Annotated in this window: 14 protein-coding genes and 2 tRNA genes; 5 read left to right on the top strand and 11 right to left on the bottom strand. The window is 36.2% G+C overall.

Going from position 1 to position 18,216, the window contains the following annotated elements; genetic code table 11:
- Positions 1-44: 44 nt before the first annotated feature.
- The 5 genes from DF185_RS21405 to DF185_RS21425 form a co-directional block, all read right to left on the bottom strand.
- On the bottom strand, positions 45-1,019 hold the full coding sequence (locus DF185_RS21405) for a hypothetical protein (protein WP_133250122.1): 975 nt from the start codon (positions 1,017-1,019) through the stop codon (positions 45-47).
- Positions 1,020-1,075: 56 nt separating this feature from the next.
- Positions 1,076-2,344 (bottom strand): phosphoribosylamine--glycine ligase, encoded by a 1,269-nt coding sequence (purD, locus tag DF185_RS21410; RefSeq protein WP_110363529.1) that lies wholly within the window; start codon positions 2,342-2,344, stop codon positions 1,076-1,078.
- A gap of 148 nt (positions 2,345-2,492) precedes the next feature.
- Entirely contained in the window at positions 2,493-3,110 is a 618-nt protein-coding gene (locus DF185_RS21415; protein ID WP_110363531.1) for a polysaccharide deacetylase family protein, read from the bottom strand.
- Positions 3,110-6,172, bottom strand: coding sequence for a glycosyltransferase family 117 protein (locus tag DF185_RS21420; protein WP_110363533.1), 3,063 nt, complete (start codon positions 6,170-6,172; stop codon positions 3,110-3,112). The genes DF185_RS21415 and DF185_RS21420 overlap by 1 nt, the downstream gene beginning before the upstream one ends.
- A 237-nt stretch (positions 6,173-6,409) precedes the next feature.
- Positions 6,410-9,463 carry a glycosyltransferase family 117 protein gene (locus tag DF185_RS21425; RefSeq protein ID WP_110363535.1) on the bottom strand — a complete coding sequence of 1,018 codons (3,054 nt, stop codon included), beginning with the start codon at positions 9,461-9,463 and terminating at the stop codon, positions 6,410-6,412.
- A 170-nt stretch (positions 9,464-9,633) separates the two neighbouring features.
- On the opposite strand from DF185_RS21425, the gene DF185_RS21430 reads away from it, so the two are divergent.
- A tRNA-Gln gene (locus DF185_RS21430) sits at positions 9,634-9,704 on the top strand.
- 413 nt (positions 9,705-10,117) lie between these two features.
- Here the strand turns inward: DF185_RS21430 and DF185_RS21435 are convergent.
- Positions 10,118-10,483, bottom strand: coding sequence for a hypothetical protein (locus DF185_RS21435; RefSeq protein ID WP_110363537.1), 366 nt, complete (start codon positions 10,481-10,483; stop codon positions 10,118-10,120).
- A 155-nt stretch (positions 10,484-10,638) separates the two neighbouring features.
- On the opposite strand from DF185_RS21435, the gene DF185_RS21440 reads away from it, so the two are divergent.
- Positions 10,639-10,709, top strand: a tRNA-Gln gene (locus DF185_RS21440).
- Between the two features lie 46 nt (positions 10,710-10,755).
- Here the strand turns inward: DF185_RS21440 and yccX are convergent.
- Positions 10,756-11,028, bottom strand: coding sequence for an acylphosphatase (gene yccX / locus DF185_RS21445; RefSeq protein ID WP_110363539.1), 273 nt, complete (start codon positions 11,026-11,028; stop codon positions 10,756-10,758).
- A gap of 191 nt (positions 11,029-11,219) precedes the next feature.
- On the opposite strand from yccX, the gene DF185_RS21450 reads away from it, so the two are divergent.
- Positions 11,220-12,098, top strand: a complete 879-nt coding sequence (locus DF185_RS21450; RefSeq protein ID WP_110363541.1) for a radical SAM protein — start codon at positions 11,220-11,222, stop codon at positions 12,096-12,098.
- Between the two features lie 66 nt (positions 12,099-12,164).
- On the opposite strand, the gene DF185_RS21455 is transcribed toward DF185_RS21450, so the two are convergent.
- From DF185_RS21455 to DF185_RS21465, 3 genes are all read right to left on the bottom strand, one after another.
- Positions 12,165-12,362, bottom strand: coding sequence for a hypothetical protein (locus tag DF185_RS21455; protein WP_110363544.1), 198 nt, complete (start codon positions 12,360-12,362; stop codon positions 12,165-12,167).
- Positions 12,363-12,429: 67 nt separating this feature from the next.
- Positions 12,430-13,947 (bottom strand): Do family serine endopeptidase, encoded by a 1,518-nt coding sequence (locus tag DF185_RS21460; RefSeq protein ID WP_110363546.1) that lies wholly within the window; start codon positions 13,945-13,947, stop codon positions 12,430-12,432.
- Positions 13,948-14,119: 172 nt separating this feature from the next.
- Positions 14,120-14,563 carry an Hsp20/alpha crystallin family protein gene (locus DF185_RS21465; RefSeq protein WP_110363548.1) on the bottom strand — a complete coding sequence of 148 codons (444 nt, stop codon included), beginning with the start codon at positions 14,561-14,563 and terminating at the stop codon, positions 14,120-14,122.
- A gap of 541 nt (positions 14,564-15,104) precedes the next feature.
- Between DF185_RS21465 and DF185_RS21470 the strand changes: the two genes are divergently transcribed.
- Positions 15,105-15,509: a DUF2391 family protein gene (locus DF185_RS21470; RefSeq protein WP_110363550.1), complete on the top strand. Its 405-nt coding sequence runs from the start codon at positions 15,105-15,107 to the stop codon at positions 15,507-15,509.
- A 259-nt stretch (positions 15,510-15,768) separates the two neighbouring features.
- On the opposite strand, the gene corA is transcribed toward DF185_RS21470, so the two are convergent.
- A complete protein-coding gene (corA, locus tag DF185_RS21475) occupies positions 15,769-16,839 on the bottom strand; it encodes a magnesium/cobalt transporter CorA (protein ID WP_165836093.1) in 1,071 nt (356 codons plus the stop codon).
- A 77-nt stretch (positions 16,840-16,916) separates the two neighbouring features.
- Between corA and DF185_RS21480 the strand changes: the two genes are divergently transcribed.
- Positions 16,917-17,789, top strand: a complete 873-nt coding sequence (locus DF185_RS21480) for a mechanosensitive ion channel family protein (RefSeq protein ID WP_207784721.1) — start codon at positions 16,917-16,919, stop codon at positions 17,787-17,789.
- Positions 17,790-18,216 lie beyond the last annotated feature (427 nt).

An 18,216-nucleotide genomic window follows, 5' to 3' on the forward strand; every position in this document is an offset into this window, starting at 1 on the left:
ACTTTGTTATGAAGATGCCAGCTCATTTTTGAGTTGGTATTTTTTTATCCTAGAAAATGAATCATAACACTGGCTAACACGAAAGCCACAAACAGAATTTCTTTTATCCAGGAATATCTACTCAAAACAAAATAATGACTAATAATGAAAGTTGTTGGTATTAAAAGAAGAAAGTACAATTCTGTGCCTGCTGAAGAAAAAATAAAATAATTCCCAATTGCAGTTAAAAAGAATACAAACAAAATCATAAAGTATTTTCTCGAACTGATTTTTTTCTCTTCCACTACATTGGTCATAAAAGCTGAAGCTATCAAAACAAAAGCCGCTAAAATACCCCAGTATACTTTCTGAAACATTGAATACTCAGCACTAAATTCAAAACTGTATAACGAACCTACCGTTTGAAGTAATCCAGTCAATTTGTCATTAAGAAAATACCAACTTAATACAACAAATACAGGCAATATAAATCCCATCAAACCTGCAAGAATCTCACGAGGTCTAAAATATCCCAAAAAGGCCAAAGCTATCCAAAACCATAATAGGTATACACCTGATAAAAGGTAAGTAGTTGTAGCTAATCCTATAAATAATCCGGCTTCGAAAGATTTAGCCAAAGTTCTTGATCCGTGATATATTGCAAATACACAGTCAATTGCAAAAAACAGTAAGAAACTTGCCAACAATGCTGGATGCATTCCATACAATGAAACTGTCCCTGTTGCTATTAAAGCAAAAACAAAAGCTGGCAAATCGGTTCTTTGCCTGATAAAAACATATCGCTCGTTTAATCGCACTACCAAGAGCGACAAGAGAATTAAGATGACTGCTCCTACAATGTTTAATGCAATAATGCTGCCCCCGGTAAGTTGTTGAAGTAATTCATAAAGTGGCATTTGATCTTGTCCTAGAGTTAAAGACACTGGAGAAATAAATGCCTTCATCCATAACAACAGGAGTAAAACCGGCACCAAAAACAATAACAAATAGTGCCTTCCTTTAAGCGTTTTTAGCAGCATGTAGAAATATTTGATTGCGGTTTCCAGATCTTCCAGAAACCGCAATAGATGATTTTTTATAAGTCAAAACCGATATCTTTACGGTAGTATTTACCTTCAAAATCGATTAATTCAGCATTTTTAAAAGATGATGTCAAAGCTTCATTCATATTATCTCCGTAAGAGCTAACCGAAATTACTCTACCACCATTGGTAACAACATCTCCATTAGAGTGTGTTGTTCCCGCATGGAAAACGATACTTCCTTCCACTTTTTCAAGATTCTTAATCTCTTTTCCTTTTTCGTAAGCCTCCGGATATCCTCCAGATACCAACATAACAGTTGAAACAGTTCTTGAGTCCATTTCAAAATCAGCCTGCTCTAACTCTTGCTTAGATACAGCTTCCATTAATTCCAAAAGATCTGATTTTACTCTAGGCATAATCACTTCTGTTTCTGGATCACCCATTCGCACATTGTACTCAATTACATAAGGATCTCCCTCAACATTCATCAACCCAATAAATACAAATCCTTTGTAAGGGATATTGTCTTTTTGCAGCCCCTCAATTGTTGGAGCAATTACACGCTCTTCAACTTTTTGCATGAAGTCACCCTTTGCAAATGGAACCGGAGAAATAGCTCCCATACCACCTGTATTCAATCCTGTATCTCCCTCACCAATTCTCTTGTAATCCTTAGCTTCGGCAAGAGTTCGGTATGATTTACCATCCGTTAAAACAAATACAGATAATTCAATTCCAGATAAGAATTCTTCGATTACTACACGGTTTCCTGCATCGCCGAACATTCCGCCCAACATCTCTTTCAATGAATTCTTGGCCTCATCAAGATCTTCAATAATCAAAACCCCTTTACCTGCTGCCAAACCATCAGCTTTTAACACATACGGAGCTTTCATTGTCTCCAAAAAAGCCAATCCTTCCTCTAAGTTTTCCGTGGTAATACTTTTGTAAGCTGCAGTTGGAATATTGTGTCGGAACATGAATTCTTTTGCAAAATCCTTACTTCCTTCTAATTGAGCTCCCAATTTTTCTGGTCCAATCACAGGAATCTCTTTAATCTCCTCATCATTCAAAAAGAAATCGTGAATTCCGTTCACCAATGGATCTTCAGGGCCAACAACCACCATATTGATATCGTTGTCCAAAACAAACTTCTTAACACCATCAAAATCATTTGGATTAAGATTTACATTTTCTGCAATTTCTGCCGTTCCTGCATTTCCAGGTGCAACAAAAAGTTTTTCCAGTTTTTCGCTTTGATTGAATTTCCATGCGAACGCATGCTCTCGGCCTCCAGACCCCAAAAGAAGTACTTTCATGTGTCAAATAAATTGAATATCATCATCAATACAAACTGTAAAGCATGATCAGTAAAGATGATTTTGTTATAAAATGGTATTGATCGACAGCAAATTTAAGGATTCAATTGCAGTTATCCTGAGTGATATGCAATGAATTTGTATTTTTCTAATGACAAACCCCAAATTCATATCCTTGAGCGTGTAATTCATCGATTAAACGTGGAATTGTATAACGCATATTCTTTTCGGATTTTAGGTGATTGTGAAAAAGAAGTATTGAACCAGGACGTACATTTTTCATTACATCTCTATAACATCTCTCAGGAGAAATATCTTGCCTGTAATCGCCGCTTAATACATCCCACATCACAATTTTATAATCGGTTTGCAGGTATTTGGCTTGCGAACGCTTTATTAATCCATACGGAGGACGAAACAGTTTGGATTCTATGAATTCAGAAGCCAAAATAACATTCTCCACATACTTTTGTGTATTGTTGTACCATCCCTTAAGGTGATTGTGAGTATGATTCCCAACTGCATGACCATCATCTACAATCCTTTGATACAAATTGGGATATTTACGAACATTGTCTCCCACGCAAAAGAAGGTTGCCTTTATGCCTTTCTCCTTTAGCAGGTCTAATGTCCACATGGTAGATTCTGGAATTGGTCCATCATCAAAGGTCAGGTAAACCTTTTTTTCACCCGAATTGTACCGCCACACAAAGTCGGGAAATAACCTTCTGATTATTCCCGGCGCTCTCAACCACCTTAACTTCATTATCCCTTCCTATAATTCCCTAACAACCTCTTAAATTCCAATTCAATTTTCTTGTTCAAATCTTCTTGTTCGTATCGTGTCGTAATTTGATACAGCTCCTGTATCAAGTATAAATTTCTATTTTGCCAACGAGGATATTCCGATGTAGAAACTGGAGTTAGGCTGGCATAATAATCCAACTCTTGCACCAAACGTTCCGAAATCTCTTGAACCAAGTGATTTGCCTTTTCATATTCAGCAGCGCGATAATAAGCTTTTGCAATCAAAACTCCCCAATAATCCATAGGGACTCTATCATTTGGAATCAACTCCACACACTTATCAAGTGCCATAACAGCCGAATCTCTTTTTCCCTCATCCATTAACGTCTCTGCCAATCGCAAATAATTATTGCGCATACTCAAAGTCATTCTCGAACAAGTTTCATCCAAATATACATCAGGATCCTCAATATTTCCCCATCTAAATTTTTCAAGCATGTTGGTATACATGTTCGTTCCGTTAACTCTACCAACTTGCCCATCTTCATTTTCTGTTTTTATTGGCACCAATCGATAAGCAAATCCTTCCAGCTGGAAATATTTTTCCAGTCCGTAATAACCATTAGATGGAACTGTAATTGCAAAATACATTGGTCTTTTCCAATTATTTTCCAACAGCATATTGTACAAGGTTAATCCAGCTTTCTCGATATAGTTTCCTTTTGCCTCCCACTCTAACTGATCCACAATCAAAGCAGAATCTTTCTCACTTACTGTACCCGTTTTTAGAATTTGCTCCTTATCAACTACCATCCTGAACTTACTGGCAGGAAAGTGATCAATTCTTTCATCGTAACCATAAATATTTTTCGTGCTTTCCTTATCGCTTAAAACATACTCCAAGGCATCTTTGATATCCAAACCATTGTTCTTCTCTACATAAGCTTTCAGTCTTGGATCATCTACAAGATAAACCACATCTCGTTTTCCTTCCAGGTATTTATCTTTCTTCATCGATATTGGAAGTGGTGCCGAATCATAGTTCTGCTGCTTCATTTGATCGATATACCAATCGGTAGACAGATAGCTCAAATTACACACACGAACATCGGTGCGAATTCCTTCTACCTCCTGCAAATACCAAAGTGGGAAAGTATCATTATCGCCCATGGTGAATAAAATGGCATTGGGTTCACAAGAGTTCAAATAGTTGTAAGCCATATCGCGAGCCAAATATCTTCCAGATCTGTCGTGATCATTCCAATTTTGTTGAGCCATTAAACCCGGAACAGCAACAAAACAAAGCACGAATAAAGCTGGAACAGTAATTTTCTCTGATTTCAGAACCTTCTTGCTAGCTTCCAACACAGCTAAAAAGCCCAGGCCAATCCAAATGGCAAAAGCATAAAACGATCCGGCATAGGCATAATCTCTTTCACGAGGTTGCAAAGGAGGTTGATTCAAGTACAACACAATGGCAATTCCGGTAAACACAAACAAAAGCATGATTACCCAAAAGTCTTTCTGACCAGTACTGTTTTTTCGATATTGATAAAGCAATCCCGCAATTCCCAATAACAATGGCAGGAAATAATACTTGTTGCTTCCTCTATTGTTTTTCATGTGATCCGGACGAAGAGATTGATCTCCCAATCGCATATTGTCGATAAATGGAATTCCAGATATCCAGTTTCCTTCTACTACTCCTCCATACGATTGCTTATCCGATTGTCTTCCGGCAAAGTTCCACAAGAAATAGCGAACATACATGTAGTTCACCTGGTAAGAGAAAAAGAATTTCAGATTCTGACCAAAGCTCGGTTTTTCTTTCTGATCAGGATTAATACCAGTCCATTTGGCATACTCGACTGGATTATTTCCAGTCATCCCTTTGGTGTGCATTCTTGGGAAAATCGATTTGTGCGAATCTTTAAAATTTGCTTTCGTTTTTTCATACGACACCACATATTTTCCATCCTTCTTGATGTAAACATTCTTATCCTTTACAAATCGGTCATTCTCATCTAATGGGGCATTAAAATACTGCCCATAAATTAATGGGGTATCACCATATTGCTCACGATTCAGGTAAGACAGTAAGGTTTGTAAGTCCTCAGGGTTATTCTGATCCAAACTAGGATTTGCATTGGATCGAATCATGATGACTGCATAGGATGAATAACCAATTAATACAACCGTAAATGCCATTAGAATTGTATTGGCAAGAACTTTTTGCTTTTGAATGGTATATCGAACACCCCAAACAATTGCAGCAATTACAGCCAATATGAATATGATTAAGCCAGAATTAAATGGCAATCCAATTACATTTACAAAGAACAGATCGAACAAGAATGCAAACTTCACAACTCCCGGGATGATTACATACATAGCTCCACCAAGAAGCAATACTGCTAAACCTAAAGCCTTAATAACTCCATTTCGTGTAGGTGTATAATTCTTAAAGTAGTACACCATAACAATGGCTGGTATCGCCAATAGATTCAATAGGTGAACTCCAATTGAAAGCCCCATTAGGTAAGCAATCAAAATAATCCATCGGTTGGCATAAGCCTTATCCGATTCGTTCTCCCATTTTAAAATACACCAGAAAACAACTGCGGTAAACAAGGATGATGTCGCATACACCTCTCCTTCTACTGCCGAAAACCAGAATGTATCGGAAAAAGTATAAGCCATTGCTCCAATAAAACCTGCACCAATTATCTTCCAAACCTGCATTCCAACAGGCTCTTCGCTATTGGAAACAAGTTTTTTTGCCAAATGAGTTATGGTCCAAAACAAGAAGAGAATTGTAAACGCACTCACCATGCCCGAAAGTGCATTAATCATGAATGCTACATTTTCAGTTCCCCCTGCAAACAAGGCAAAAAATCGTGCCAACAACATAAAAAATGGTGCTCCCGGAGGATGACCAATTTCCAGTTTATATGAAGCTGTAATAAACTCTCCACAATCCCAAAAACTAACTGTCGGTTCAAGGGTTAAGAGGTAAACGATGGCTGCTATTGCAAATGACAACCAACCAAAAAGCACATTGATTTTTTGATATTTGTTCATATCAGGCGAAATAAGGGTTTTATTAAATGGTGATTAAGCATCGAAGATACTACTTTCCGAAAAAAGTATTGTTTTTAATTATGTGAAAAAAACTTAAAATAAAACAGTGACTTATTGTAAATCTGATACCGACTAGTACTTTTCCCTTATCAAACCAAACATTTTAATGATTAAGCCCAAGGCAAAAAAAATGGCCGTCATTTCTGTGACGGCCATTCTCTATAAAATGTTTAGATATTATTCAGCGTAGGATTTAAACAAAAGTTCAAACTTCTGTTGTGTTTTGTCTTTCAAATCTGTTTGCTCACCCATTTCAGCCAAGCCTAACAACATTTGTACAACTCTAATCTCTCTCTCCTGTTCATTACGGAAACTCTTAGCCAATGCTGGTTGTAACGAGAAGTAATAATCCAATTTATCGTAGCATTGCTGTGCCATTTCTTCGAACAAAGCATTTGCCTTATCAATTGCATCAGCTCTGTAATATTCCTGAATAAATCCAACCAAACTATTGTCATATGGAATTTTGCTGGTTGGCAATTCTTCCATACATCTATCCAATACTTTTACGGCTTTTCCCGTCTGCCCCTCATCGTTTAACTGACTTGCCAAACGACCGTAGTTAGAACGGAAACTCATGATATTAATGGTTAAGATATGGAATTGATCCATATAAACATCTGCTTCTTTGATACGACCAAATTCGAACTTGTTCATGAAATTATCATACAGAATATCAGTATCAATTCGTCCGATCTCCAAACTATTCGATTTGCTTTCGATTGGCACCAAACGGTAAGCTGCTCCTTCTAACTGGAAATATTTTTCCAAACCTAAGAAACTGCTTGCACCCATACCAACCGAGAAATAAATTGGTCGTTCCCAGTTGTTGCTGGCAATAATATCATAAACCATGATATCATTCTTATACAGGTAATTTCTCTTGATTTTCCAATCTAATTTTTTCTTGATCAAGTGTGCATCTTCAGGGCGAACTGTACCATTGTTCACCACCTTAGCAGAATCAACCGGTATGTAAACATTTCTTCCAGGGAAGTAATCCAATTTTCTTCCGGTTTGCATTTCAACCTTCGAAGCCTTATTGTCGCTGGCTACAAAGTCAAGCATTTGCTTTAATGATTCTTCACCTTCCAAACGTTCCAAAATAGGTACTTGATCACGCTTTCCAGGCTCAATTTTTTCTGGCCCAAAACTCATTGGGATAGGATCTGAATCGTAAGCCTTGTTTCGCATTTGGTTAATGTACCAATCGCCAGCCAAAAGACTCAGGTTCACAATTCGAATATCTCGACGAATTCCTTCCACTTCCTGTGCATACCACAATGGGAAAGTATCGTTATCTCCATAAGTAAACAAGATGGCATTTGGCGCACAAGAATTCAAATAGTTCTTTGCATAAGCCAAAGTAGCATAACGTCCCGAACGATCATGATCATCCCAGTTTTGCTGCGCCATTAATCCAGGAACGGCTACCAGGCACAAACCAGTTATTAATCCTGCACTCAAAACTTCAGGCATTTTCTTCTTCAAAGTTTGATACAAGCCCATTACACCAAAACCAATCCATATCGCGAAAGCGTAGAACGAACCGGCATAAGCATAATCACGCTCACGTGGCTGATGTGGATACTGATTCAGGTAAACCACAATGGCTAATCCTGTAAAGAAGAACAACAACATAACAACAGAGAAATTCTGCTTTCCTTTCTTACCCGATCTAAACTGATATATCAAACCAATTAATCCCAATATAAATGGTAAGAAGAAATAGTTATTGCGCGATTTCTTATTCTTCAACTCCGGATACAATTTATCTTCATTTCCAACTTTTGCTCTGTCGATAAATGGAATACCCGATACCCAGTTCCCATGCAAAATTCCGCCATGGCCCTGAATGTCGTTCTGACGACCAACAAAGTTCCACATAAAGTATCGCCAATACATCCATCCAACCTGGTATTTAAAGAAAAACTGAAGGTTCGACCCAAAGCTTGGTTTGTAAACCACTTCGCCATTGCCCAATGCAATTGGATTATTCTTTTTCACATCACCCCAAAACTCATACTCTCTAACATGATTGTCGCGAGAAGAGTACATACGTGGGAAAAGAGTTTCGAAACGAGGATCGAACTCATATTTTTGCTTGCGCGATGCAATTACATACTTGTTGTTTTTCTGAATGTAATTTGGTTTGGTTTCTACCAAATCAACAGCCGGAGCATTGTAATACTCACCAAACATCAATGGTCTGTCGCCATACTGCTCACGATTCAAATAAGAAAGCAATGCGAATACATTATCCGGATTATTCTCATCCATTGGCGGATTGGCCGATGAACGAATTACAATCATTGCAAATGATGAGTAACCAATCACAATTACCATAAATACGGTAACAATGGTATTCAGAATTACATAGTTCTTTTTAATGGTGTAGTTAATGGCCCAAATCACAAAAGAAATTAACAGCACCGCATACACCATTACACCTGTATTATATGGCAGACCAAATCCATTCACAAACATGAGTTCGAACCAGGATGCCACTTTAACAACCCCAGGAATTACACCATACATCACAACTCCTAAAATGGCGACAGCAATAGCTCCTGCTGCGATAATTCCATTTCGAGTTGGCTCATGCTTTTTAAAGTAATACACAAAAACAATGGCAGGAATGGCAAGCAAGTTCAATAAGTGAACCCCAATCGACAATCCCATTAGGTAAGCAATCAGAATAATCCAGCGGTTGGCGTGTTTCTCGTGAGCAACATCTTCCCATTTCAGGATTGCCCAGAAAACAATTGCTGTAAACAGTGATGATAAAGCATAAACTTCACCTTCTACTGCCGAGAACCAAAAGGTATCAGAAAAAGTATAAGCCAAAGCTCCTACCATACCGGTTCCCATAATTGCAAATAGATTTCCTTTCGAAAGCTCTTCGTTTTTGTCAACTAGTTTTTTCGCAAGATGAGTAATGGTCCAGAACAAAAACAGAATTGTAAATGCCGAAGCCAAAGCAGACATTACATTTACCATTAAGGCAGCTTCGGAAGGACTTGGTGCAAAAAGTGCAAAAAATCGAGCCATAATCATGAAAAGAGGGGCTCCTGGTGGGTGACCAACCTCTAAACCATAAGCTGTGGTAATAAATTCTCCACAATCCCATAAACTGGTAGTTGGTTCGATAGTTAATAGGTAAGTAATGGCAGCAATAACAAAAGCCACCCATCCTAACGCATTATTAACCAATTTGTAATTCGACTTCATCTTGTGTGTATTTTCGTTTTTTTATTTGATTTGCAGTAAAATAATCTGAACGAAAATAGTCAAATTTCAGTGTTTCCCTTGAATTCCTGCAGAATATTTTTCCGATTTTGTTTGCACACAAAAAAAAATTACTACATTTGCAGAGTCTTTACGAAAAGACGCATTATGATTGACCCATGGTGTAATGGTAACACATCTGGTTTTGGTCCAGACGTTTAAGGTTCGAGTCCTTATGGGTCAACTTAAAAAAGCTTCGAAATAACTTTCGAAGCTTTTTTTGTATCCCTACTTATGTACCATATCTGAACTCGGAGCAATTCTATTTCTTTGGATTCCAAACCAAGTCTAAATGAAATTCGGCAATTGAATTTCACAACTTTGAATTCATCATCCCATTATAAAAATCTCCGAGTTAAAACTCGGAGCTATTCAATTTCTATAATTATAGGCCGTGATAGAATTTTTTCCTTTTAGGAAAAATCCTGATAAGGAAAAGGAAGAAATATAGTCAAAAATGCACCCCTCTGGCTGTAGCCTCCCGATAGTTGACGCGGATCCCCTAGAAGGGGAGAATTTAATTCGATCTTAGTACCTCAAAATATTTAAAACCTTATTTTCTTTTCAAGACTTTTAGACTATTGGACTTTTAGGCCCTTATACTATTTTCGTAAATCTAAAACTTCCGGCTATTCCCTGATCATCCAAACTTTCTCCTTCAATCATGGTTTCATTAATCATCATTCCTTCCCAGGAGTCCAATTCGTATCGGATATCGTAATCGGCATGGATGATATCATATTCCGTTGCCCTAATTTTTATTCTATTTTGGTTGATTTCTCCTTCTATCTTTTCCTGAATCATGAAAGTCTCATTGGAATCGGCATTCTCCGAAAAAATAATTTTGCCAGATAATTTCTTCCCTTCCTGTACCAAAATTAATTCTCCCTGGGCCGTTCCATAGCCATAATCCTCTTCGTAAATCCATTTTCCAGTTAAAGATTCAATTTTTTTTTCTTCCATCACAAAACCCCTTTTAAATTGACAATGAGAAGCATTCAAGCGCTCCTGTTTCCTAACGCAAAAAACTTCGCAATATTTTTGTAATTTTTCGTTTTGACGTAAAAATATTTCCACTATATTTGCAGCGTCTTAGTCAGAAAATGACTGTATGGTATTGACCCATGGTGTAATGGTAACACATCTGGTTTTGGTCCAGACGTTTAAGGTTCGAGTCCTTATGGGTCAACTTAAAAGCTTCGAAATTATTTCGGAGCTTTTTTTATTTTATACCATTACCTGATTTCGAATCCCGAATAATCCTTCACACCAGCATCGCAAATATTAATGCGATCAACCCTGGCCCAGTCTGGTCCTTTCTTACACCACTCGCAAAACAAATCAACAGCCAATTCATCCCCTTCTGCTTCTACATAAACCGTACCGTTTACCTGGTTCTTTACAAAACCATTCACACCAAAACGCTGCGCCGCCTTTCGTGTATGATAACGAAATCCAACACCTTGTACTTTACCATACACTGTTATACTTACAGCCTTTTCGCTCATTTTGTTCTGATTTTTTTGCAAGATAGAAAATAATCTCCATTAGCTGTTAGCTGTTAGCTGTTAGCTGTTAGCTGTTAGCTGTTAGCTGTTAGCTGTTAGCTGTTAGCTGTTAGCACAAAATTAAATTTCTTCTCTATACTTTTCACTTTAAACTTTACACTTATTACTTTGAACTTGATTATTTTTGCCTCATGATCCAATACGACGAACCACTATTCCGCCCGCCAAGCGAGGCCTATTCATTTATATTGCAGGTAACACTAGGATGCGCCTGGAACAAGTGTGCATTTTGCGAAATGTATAGCAGCAAACAATTTCGCACTCGCAAAGAGGAAGATATATTTGCTGATATCGATTCTATGCAGCCCTATGCCAATCACTATCGCAAGGTGTTCCTGGCCGACGGTAATGCCATGGTGCTTTCTTTCGACAAGCTTTCGCGCATATTGGACAGATTAAACGAGAAATTCCCAAGATTGACTCGCGTTTCGGCTTATGCTTTGCCTAAAGACATTGAAGCAAAAACCGACGAAGAACTACAGCAATTGGCTGCCAAAGGATTAAAACTCCTGTACGTAGGAATCGAATCGGGCGATGATGAATTATTGGGCAGAATCAACAAATCGGAAAACTACGAAAGCACTGCCAAAGCTTTAAAAAGAGCTCGTGCGGCAGGAATCAAACTTTCGGTAATGATTTTAAACGGACTGGGTGGTAAAAATTACTCCCACCAGCATGCTTTGAATTCTGCCAAAGTGGTGAACGAAATTCAACCCGAATTCCTATCTACATTGGTTTTGAGTTATCCGTATGGAGAAGAACATTTTGCCAAAAAGTTCGATGGGGAATTCATTCCACTCAACACCGTAGAGCTGATTGCCGAAATGAAAGTCTTTATCGAAAACCTGGAACTGGAATCGACTGTTTTCCGCAGCGACCATGCTTCCAACTACCTTGTTCTTCGTGGCAATTTCCCTCGCGACAAACAGGAAATGCTCAACAGAATTAATACAGTTCTCAACGATCCTGCCAATGCAAAATTGCGTGAGGAATGGATGCGGGGATTGTAAAAATCACAAATAAGAGTCTATCCAGTATACACCAGATAGACTCTTTTCAGAAAATAGGCAAAGAGACTATGACAATGGAACCAAGCTAGTATTGACTATCTCATCGATGATATCTTTTCGATTGTTAAAACGCTCCTTCAACCAGTTTAATAACTTTTCCTGATCATTTTCATCCAGCCAATTCATAGATTTAATCAACTCTTTTCGAAATAAGTTTTCCTGATCGGCAACAGCCTGCAAAACAAACTTTTGATGTTCTAACATATCTGATAATTATTTAAATATTAGAAAATCTACTTAATATCTATAATTACATCTAAATCAATTGTACCTATTCATCAATACCAAAGGCGTAATAATACTGGCCAGGATAATCAGGATAAACTCCTTTAAGCATCACACCTCCCGATTTCCCTTTCAAGATAGTTTTTAACTCTTTCAAACTTTCTACTCTTTTGCCATTAACATGTGTAATTACAAATCCTTCTTTAATATTGGTTTGTGATCTCAATATGCCTGAATTCAGCTTTCTAATCATTAAGCCTGTTGGCACATCCAGTTTTGAAGCTTTTTCTTTGTCCACTTCAATGATTTCAGCTCCAAGTTTATAAAGTATATCTTTTTGATTGATACTATTAATTTTACTTTCGCCTTGCTCATTCTTCAAAGTAATCTCAAACTCTTTGTCTTTTCCAAGACGATTTACTCCTACCAACAATTGATCTCCCGGACGGTGTTGACCTATAATTTCGAGTAAATCAGAAGATGTCTTTATCTTATTCTTGTTCACTTTAACAATCACATCTCCTTTTTGAAGACCTGCCTCTTTTGCTGAACTTTTAGTCATTAAACTATCAACATAAACCCCCTCAGTAACATCCAAGTCTTTTTCTTTGGCAAAATTTCCATCTACGCTTCGGATGGTAATTCCCATATAACCACGTTGTACAAATCCGTATTCTATAATATCTTCTACAACCTTACTCACAATATTCGATGGAATTGCAAAACCATAACCTGAATAAGAACCTGTTGGACTTGCAATAGCAGTATTAATACCAATTAACCCTCCTTTTAAATTTACCAATGCTCCACCACTATTACCAGGGTTGATTGCCGCATCGGTTTGGATGAAGGATTCTATAGCTGATTGCGACTGCAGAATATTAATATTTCTGCCTTTTGCACTAACAATACCAGCTGTTACAGTCGAGTTTAAATTAAAAGGGTTTCCAACTGCCAAAACCCACTCTCCAATTTCTACATCATCAGAATTTACAAAAGGGACATGTGCCAATTTCCTTTCCTTAATTTGTATCACAGCCAAATCAGTTGTTGGATCAGTTCCGATCACCTTTGCTTTATACACCCTATTATCATGTAAACTCACTTCAATATCTTCAGCTCCATCAATCACATGGTTATTGGTAACAATATACCCACCAGAGCTAATAATTACTCCCGAGCCAGTTCCTACCCGTGTATATGGACCTCGTTGCTGTGGTGTTCTTTGTTCAAACTTGAAGTGTGGACCAAAAAAATCTTTCAGCATATTATCGTTGAAAAAGTCTCTAAAAGGCGATGGAACTTTCTGCCTGCTTTGAGATCCCTGAATATGAGTCGATTTAATATGCACCACTGCATCCATCACCTTCTTGGATACATCAGTAAATTGCAAGGGAACCACTTCTCCATTATGGTTTACCGTGTATGCTGCACCAACAACGGGTGCAGAATCTATATGCTTAATGGTATAGGTTTTATCTTCCTGATTAAAAAAAATAAATCCAAAAGATGTAATTACACTGGCAATGAATGCAACTATAAATAATTGAGCAATTTTCTTCATAATAAATACTTTAAAATTTTACTACTAGCTTGATATTAAAATGTGAAAGCTCTTAAACCACTTCTAAATGCAACAAATAGTTAGCAAGCATCACAATCCAAACCATAAGCCTACCACCTACCTTTTAGAGGGTAAGTGGCAAGCACATTCTTTAATAAACAGTCTTATTATCTTAGGAAATCTTAATAATTCTGGCTGGCTTTGGTTTCGCTTCTTCTTTCTTAGGCAAGTGAATCACCAAAATTCCATCAGAATAATTGGCCTTAATTTTATCACCATCCACTACATCCGAAGGCAATTGAAACGAACGCTGGAACGAACAATAAGAGAATTCTTTCCTGGTATACTTGTCTCCCTTATTTTCAATCTCACTCTTCCTTTCAGAAGAAATTGTCAACTGATTGTTGTCTAAATTAATATTGAAGTCCTTCTTATCCATTCCCGGTGCGGCAACCTCAATAGTGAATTCATTTTTATCCTCTTTTACATTCACCGCAGGTAAAGTGGTGTTTGTGGTAGAGAAATTTGTGGTATTCCAATCCATCCAATCTCTGGAGAAAAAGTTATCAAAGAAGGATGGGAAAAAATTATCGGTATTTTTCTTAACTAAAGTCATAATTATACCCTCCCTAATTTAAATTAATACATTCTTATATTCTCAATAAAATTAGAATCGCGATTCACTTTACCCCGTTCAAATTAAATGCCAAATCCATTCAATTTTCGTAGAGTACTGAAAATCAAAAGTTCTTTAAAATTCACAAACTACTGTTAACTGACATTTTTTCATTCTTTAAAATTTAATTTCTGATTTTTTGACACAAAACACTATTAACTAAGTCATTATGACAGATATTAAATCTTAATATCCCGATACAATAAATAACGAAGAGTATTGCAAAATTATCGAAAGAGGTAAGCAATTAATCAAAAGTAAATTGTGTAGAAGTATTTGGAAATATAAATCCATCATTCAGTAATAATTTCAATTAAAGCTCCTTAAGCTGGATAAAATAAATTCATAATAACTTTTTTATCATCACACATCTATTGTTATCTAAATATGATCTATTAATTTTAGGTATCTAATTGACATTACAGTCACACACCTGCGAGTTAATAGGTGATCAATAGTAATTATTAACCGAAACCTAACAATGACAATGGACAAGGATACAATTAACTTAGAGGATATTATACAAGTTATTGTTGGTTCATCAGCTTTAACAATTCCTGTGGCATTTTCAGAGGAATCATGGAGATTAAGTGAAACTTTACCAACTTTAAATCTTATTGTAATTGTTATATTATCCTTGCTTTTTATAAATATTTACTCTTTTCAAGGGATATTCCAGGGGCATATAAAACATAGATTACAGCATTTTTTATTTCGTACCTTAATCGACTACGGAGTTACCTTTATTGTTGTATTTATTATATTGTTTGCGCTAAATAGGATGCCAATATTGGAGGAACCTCTTATTGCTATCAAAAGAATCATAATCCTCTCATTTCCCGCATCAATGGGTGGAGTTATTGTAGATGGATTTGATAAAGAATAGTATCTTTAAGTGATAGAAATTTATTATATCGAAAAATTCCATTTTAATTATCCTGCTTAAGCTTGTATAGTATTTTGGTAGTCAATCCTATTTCATAAAGAGCTGAGGTTATTTGGCCATTCACATCTTCTTCTTTTCTTATAATTTTGGTTATTACTTTCGCAGAAAGAACAATTACTAATGCTATAACCAAAATCTTTTCAACCGAAATTACCTTATAAAGATGAGTATTGGCTGTTGAATAATAACATCCTCTTATTCACATCCACTTTTTTCGTTTGAACCAAACAATCATAAACATGGCCACTACAATCATTACTCCCAATAAGGTATAATATCCATATTTATAATTAAGCTCTGGCATATTTGAAAAGTTCATTCCATAAATACCAGCCAAGAAAGTTAAGGGAATAAAAATCGTGGCTATTAAAGTTAGCAGTTTCATCACCTGATTCAACTGATTGTCCTGAATGGACTGATAGGATTCATTAATTGCAGACAAATTATCTCGTAAAAAATCCATTTGGTCAATTATAAAAAGTATATGGTCTTTGGTATCACTAAAGTACTTAACGTTCTCTTCTCTTATTAAATGAAGATCATCATTCACCAGAATTGCATAGGCTTCTTTCACGGGTGTAATTCCTCTTCTAGCTCTGAGCAAAACTCGCCGATATTCCCGAATCAAATTTGGAATATCTTCATTTGACAGGTTTGAAATGTCATCATCAAGCTCTTCCAGTTTGTCATTACCAGTTTCAATAAGTTCAAAATAATTATCAATCACCACATCTGCTAATGCAAAAAGAAGATAGTCTGGCCCTTTACTTCTTATTTTTTTGGGTTGATTTCTAAGTCTAAACAATGCTGCATCAAAAATAGGATCTTCAAAATCAACAAAGGACAAAATATATCTCTCCCCAAGTATAAAATGAACAGGAACAGATCCATAGCTTAACTCATCTCGATCTGTTAACACCATTTTAATGGATAAGAAATAATAATCCTCGAAAGCTTCAAATTTAGGTCTTAAAGAATTATTCAAAATATCTTCCAAAACCAAATCATGTATATTAAATTGTTTACCAATATTTTCCAATGCTGGTATGTCAACACCTTTAAAGTTTATCCAGGTTACGTGATCTTTTGATGGTTTTGGAAAATTAATGTTGGAGAGCTCATTCACAAATTCCTCTAATTGGATTATATCATCGTTATATGTTACAATTTGAATTGATGCATTCGTAACACGCTGTTTTCCTATATGAACTAGTGATCCTGGCGACATTCCCTTCTTCGTGGAATTTCTTTTTATTTTTTTATTTCCCATCATACAAGCTGTAACAAATTGTACTATATTTATTTTTATTTCTATCAAATAAATTTACTCAATATTACTTACTTAAGATGGCTGCTATTGAAATTATTTTAAAGGATTTGGGCGTTGGCTATAAAGTTTTGTTTGTACTTTTTGCCATAATTGTTGGATTCATAGCCTCAAAAGTAATTCGTTTCTTTATGCATCGCATGGTGTTAAGATCTGCAAAAAAATTAAATGCCGACCCTACGAATTATAACTTTCTAAAAAACGCGGTAAGTTTTCTAATATTCATCGTTGTTATCATTATCGTTTTTTATTCTATTCCTGAATTAAAAAGTATTGGTGTTAGCTTATTAGCCAGTGCTGGGATTCTTGCAGCCATTGTAGGTTTTGCATCACAGCAAGCTTTTTCGAATATCGTTAGTGGTATTTTTGTTGTTATTTTTAAACCCTTCAGGGTTGGAGATTACATTAAGATTGGAGATTTTCATTTCGGAACAGTTGAAGACATAACCTTAAGGCATACTGTTATCAAAAATCCTGAAAACAGAAGAGTTATTATTCCAAATTCTGTTATTAGTTCTGAAACGATTCTGAATTCATCAATTGCTGATCCAAAAGTATGTGCATTTGTGGAAATTGGAATAAGTTATTTTTCATCCATAGATGCTGCCATTTCGATTATGCGATCAGAAGCAGAAAATCATCCTAACCTTATTGATACCAGATCGGAAACAGAAGTTGAAGAAGGTGTTGAAAAAGTAGTAATTCGAGTTATTCAATTGGCTGATTCGAGTGTAGTTTTAAGGGCATATGTTTGGGCTGAGAATACTGGCAAAGCCTTCGTTATGAAATGTGATTTGCTTAAATCTATTAAAGAAAGCTTTGAGAAAAATGACATCGAAATTCCTTTTCCTCATCAAACACTTTATTTGAGAAAAGATGAGAACAAAAATTAATACATCACCTAATTACTGAATATTTTGAATTCAATAATTAATACTAGAAACGAATCCTTCTTTTAAAAGTTCATGAATAACTCTTTCCGTTCATTCGCTCTTAAATGCAAATTCATATAATATACACTATATCCTTAACGGCACCCCTAGCAGAAAGTTTAATAAATATTAATGCTTCTATTCTTAAAGTTGTTAATTGCATAATAACCAAGGGAAGGTAAATAAGCTAAATTGAAAAGAATAAACTCTGGCTCTTTCAGGGATTGGTATCATCTGTTCAAAACACAAAAAACCATGCCCTTTGTTATTGCTGCAAGACTTTTAGTCTTTCATTAATAATATCCTTCACCCAAGATTCCCCTTTGACTCCCTTCCACCCCACAACTGCACACTCATTTCTGTTTTTGTTTGCCTCACTCCTGTTATT

The sequence above is a fragment of the Marinifilum breve genome (assembly GCF_003202155.1).
GTDB lineage: Bacteria > Bacteroidota > Bacteroidia > Bacteroidales > Marinifilaceae > Marinifilum > Marinifilum breve.

Coding starts and splice junctions, on each gene's coding strand:
- DF185_RS21405 (WP_133250122.1), bottom strand. CDS start 1,019: ATGCTGCTAAAAACGCTTAAAGGAAGGCACTATTTGTTATTGTTTTTG.
- purD (WP_110363529.1), bottom strand. CDS start 2,344: ATGAAAGTACTTCTTTTGGGGTCTGGAGGCCGAGAGCATGCGTTCGCA.
- DF185_RS21415 (WP_110363531.1), bottom strand. CDS start 3,110: ATGAAGTTAAGGTGGTTGAGAGCGCCGGGAATAATCAGAAGGTTATTT.
- DF185_RS21420 (WP_110363533.1), bottom strand. CDS start 6,172: ATGAACAAATATCAAAAAATCAATGTGCTTTTTGGTTGGTTGTCATTT.
- DF185_RS21425 (WP_110363535.1), bottom strand. CDS start 9,463: ATGAAGTCGAATTACAAATTGGTTAATAATGCGTTAGGATGGGTGGCT.
- DF185_RS21435 (WP_110363537.1), bottom strand. CDS start 10,483: ATGGAAGAAAAAAAAATTGAATCTTTAACTGGAAAATGGATTTACGAA.
- yccX (WP_110363539.1), bottom strand. CDS start 11,028: ATGAGCGAAAAGGCTGTAAGTATAACAGTGTATGGTAAAGTACAAGGT.
- DF185_RS21450 (WP_110363541.1), top strand. CDS start 11,220: ATGATCCAATACGACGAACCACTATTCCGCCCGCCAAGCGAGGCCTAT.
- DF185_RS21455 (WP_110363544.1), bottom strand. CDS start 12,362: ATGTTAGAACATCAAAAGTTTGTTTTGCAGGCTGTTGCCGATCAGGAA.
- DF185_RS21460 (WP_110363546.1), bottom strand. CDS start 13,947: ATGAAGAAAATTGCTCAATTATTTATAGTTGCATTCATTGCCAGTGTA.
- DF185_RS21465 (WP_110363548.1), bottom strand. CDS start 14,563: ATGACTTTAGTTAAGAAAAATACCGATAATTTTTTCCCATCCTTCTTT.
- DF185_RS21470 (WP_110363550.1), top strand. CDS start 15,105: ATGACAATGGACAAGGATACAATTAACTTAGAGGATATTATACAAGTT.
- corA (WP_165836093.1), bottom strand. CDS start 16,839: ATGGGAAATAAAAAAATAAAAAGAAATTCCACGAAGAAGGGAATGTCG.
- DF185_RS21480 (WP_207784721.1), top strand. CDS start 16,917: ATGGCTGCTATTGAAATTATTTTAAAGGATTTGGGCGTTGGCTATAAA.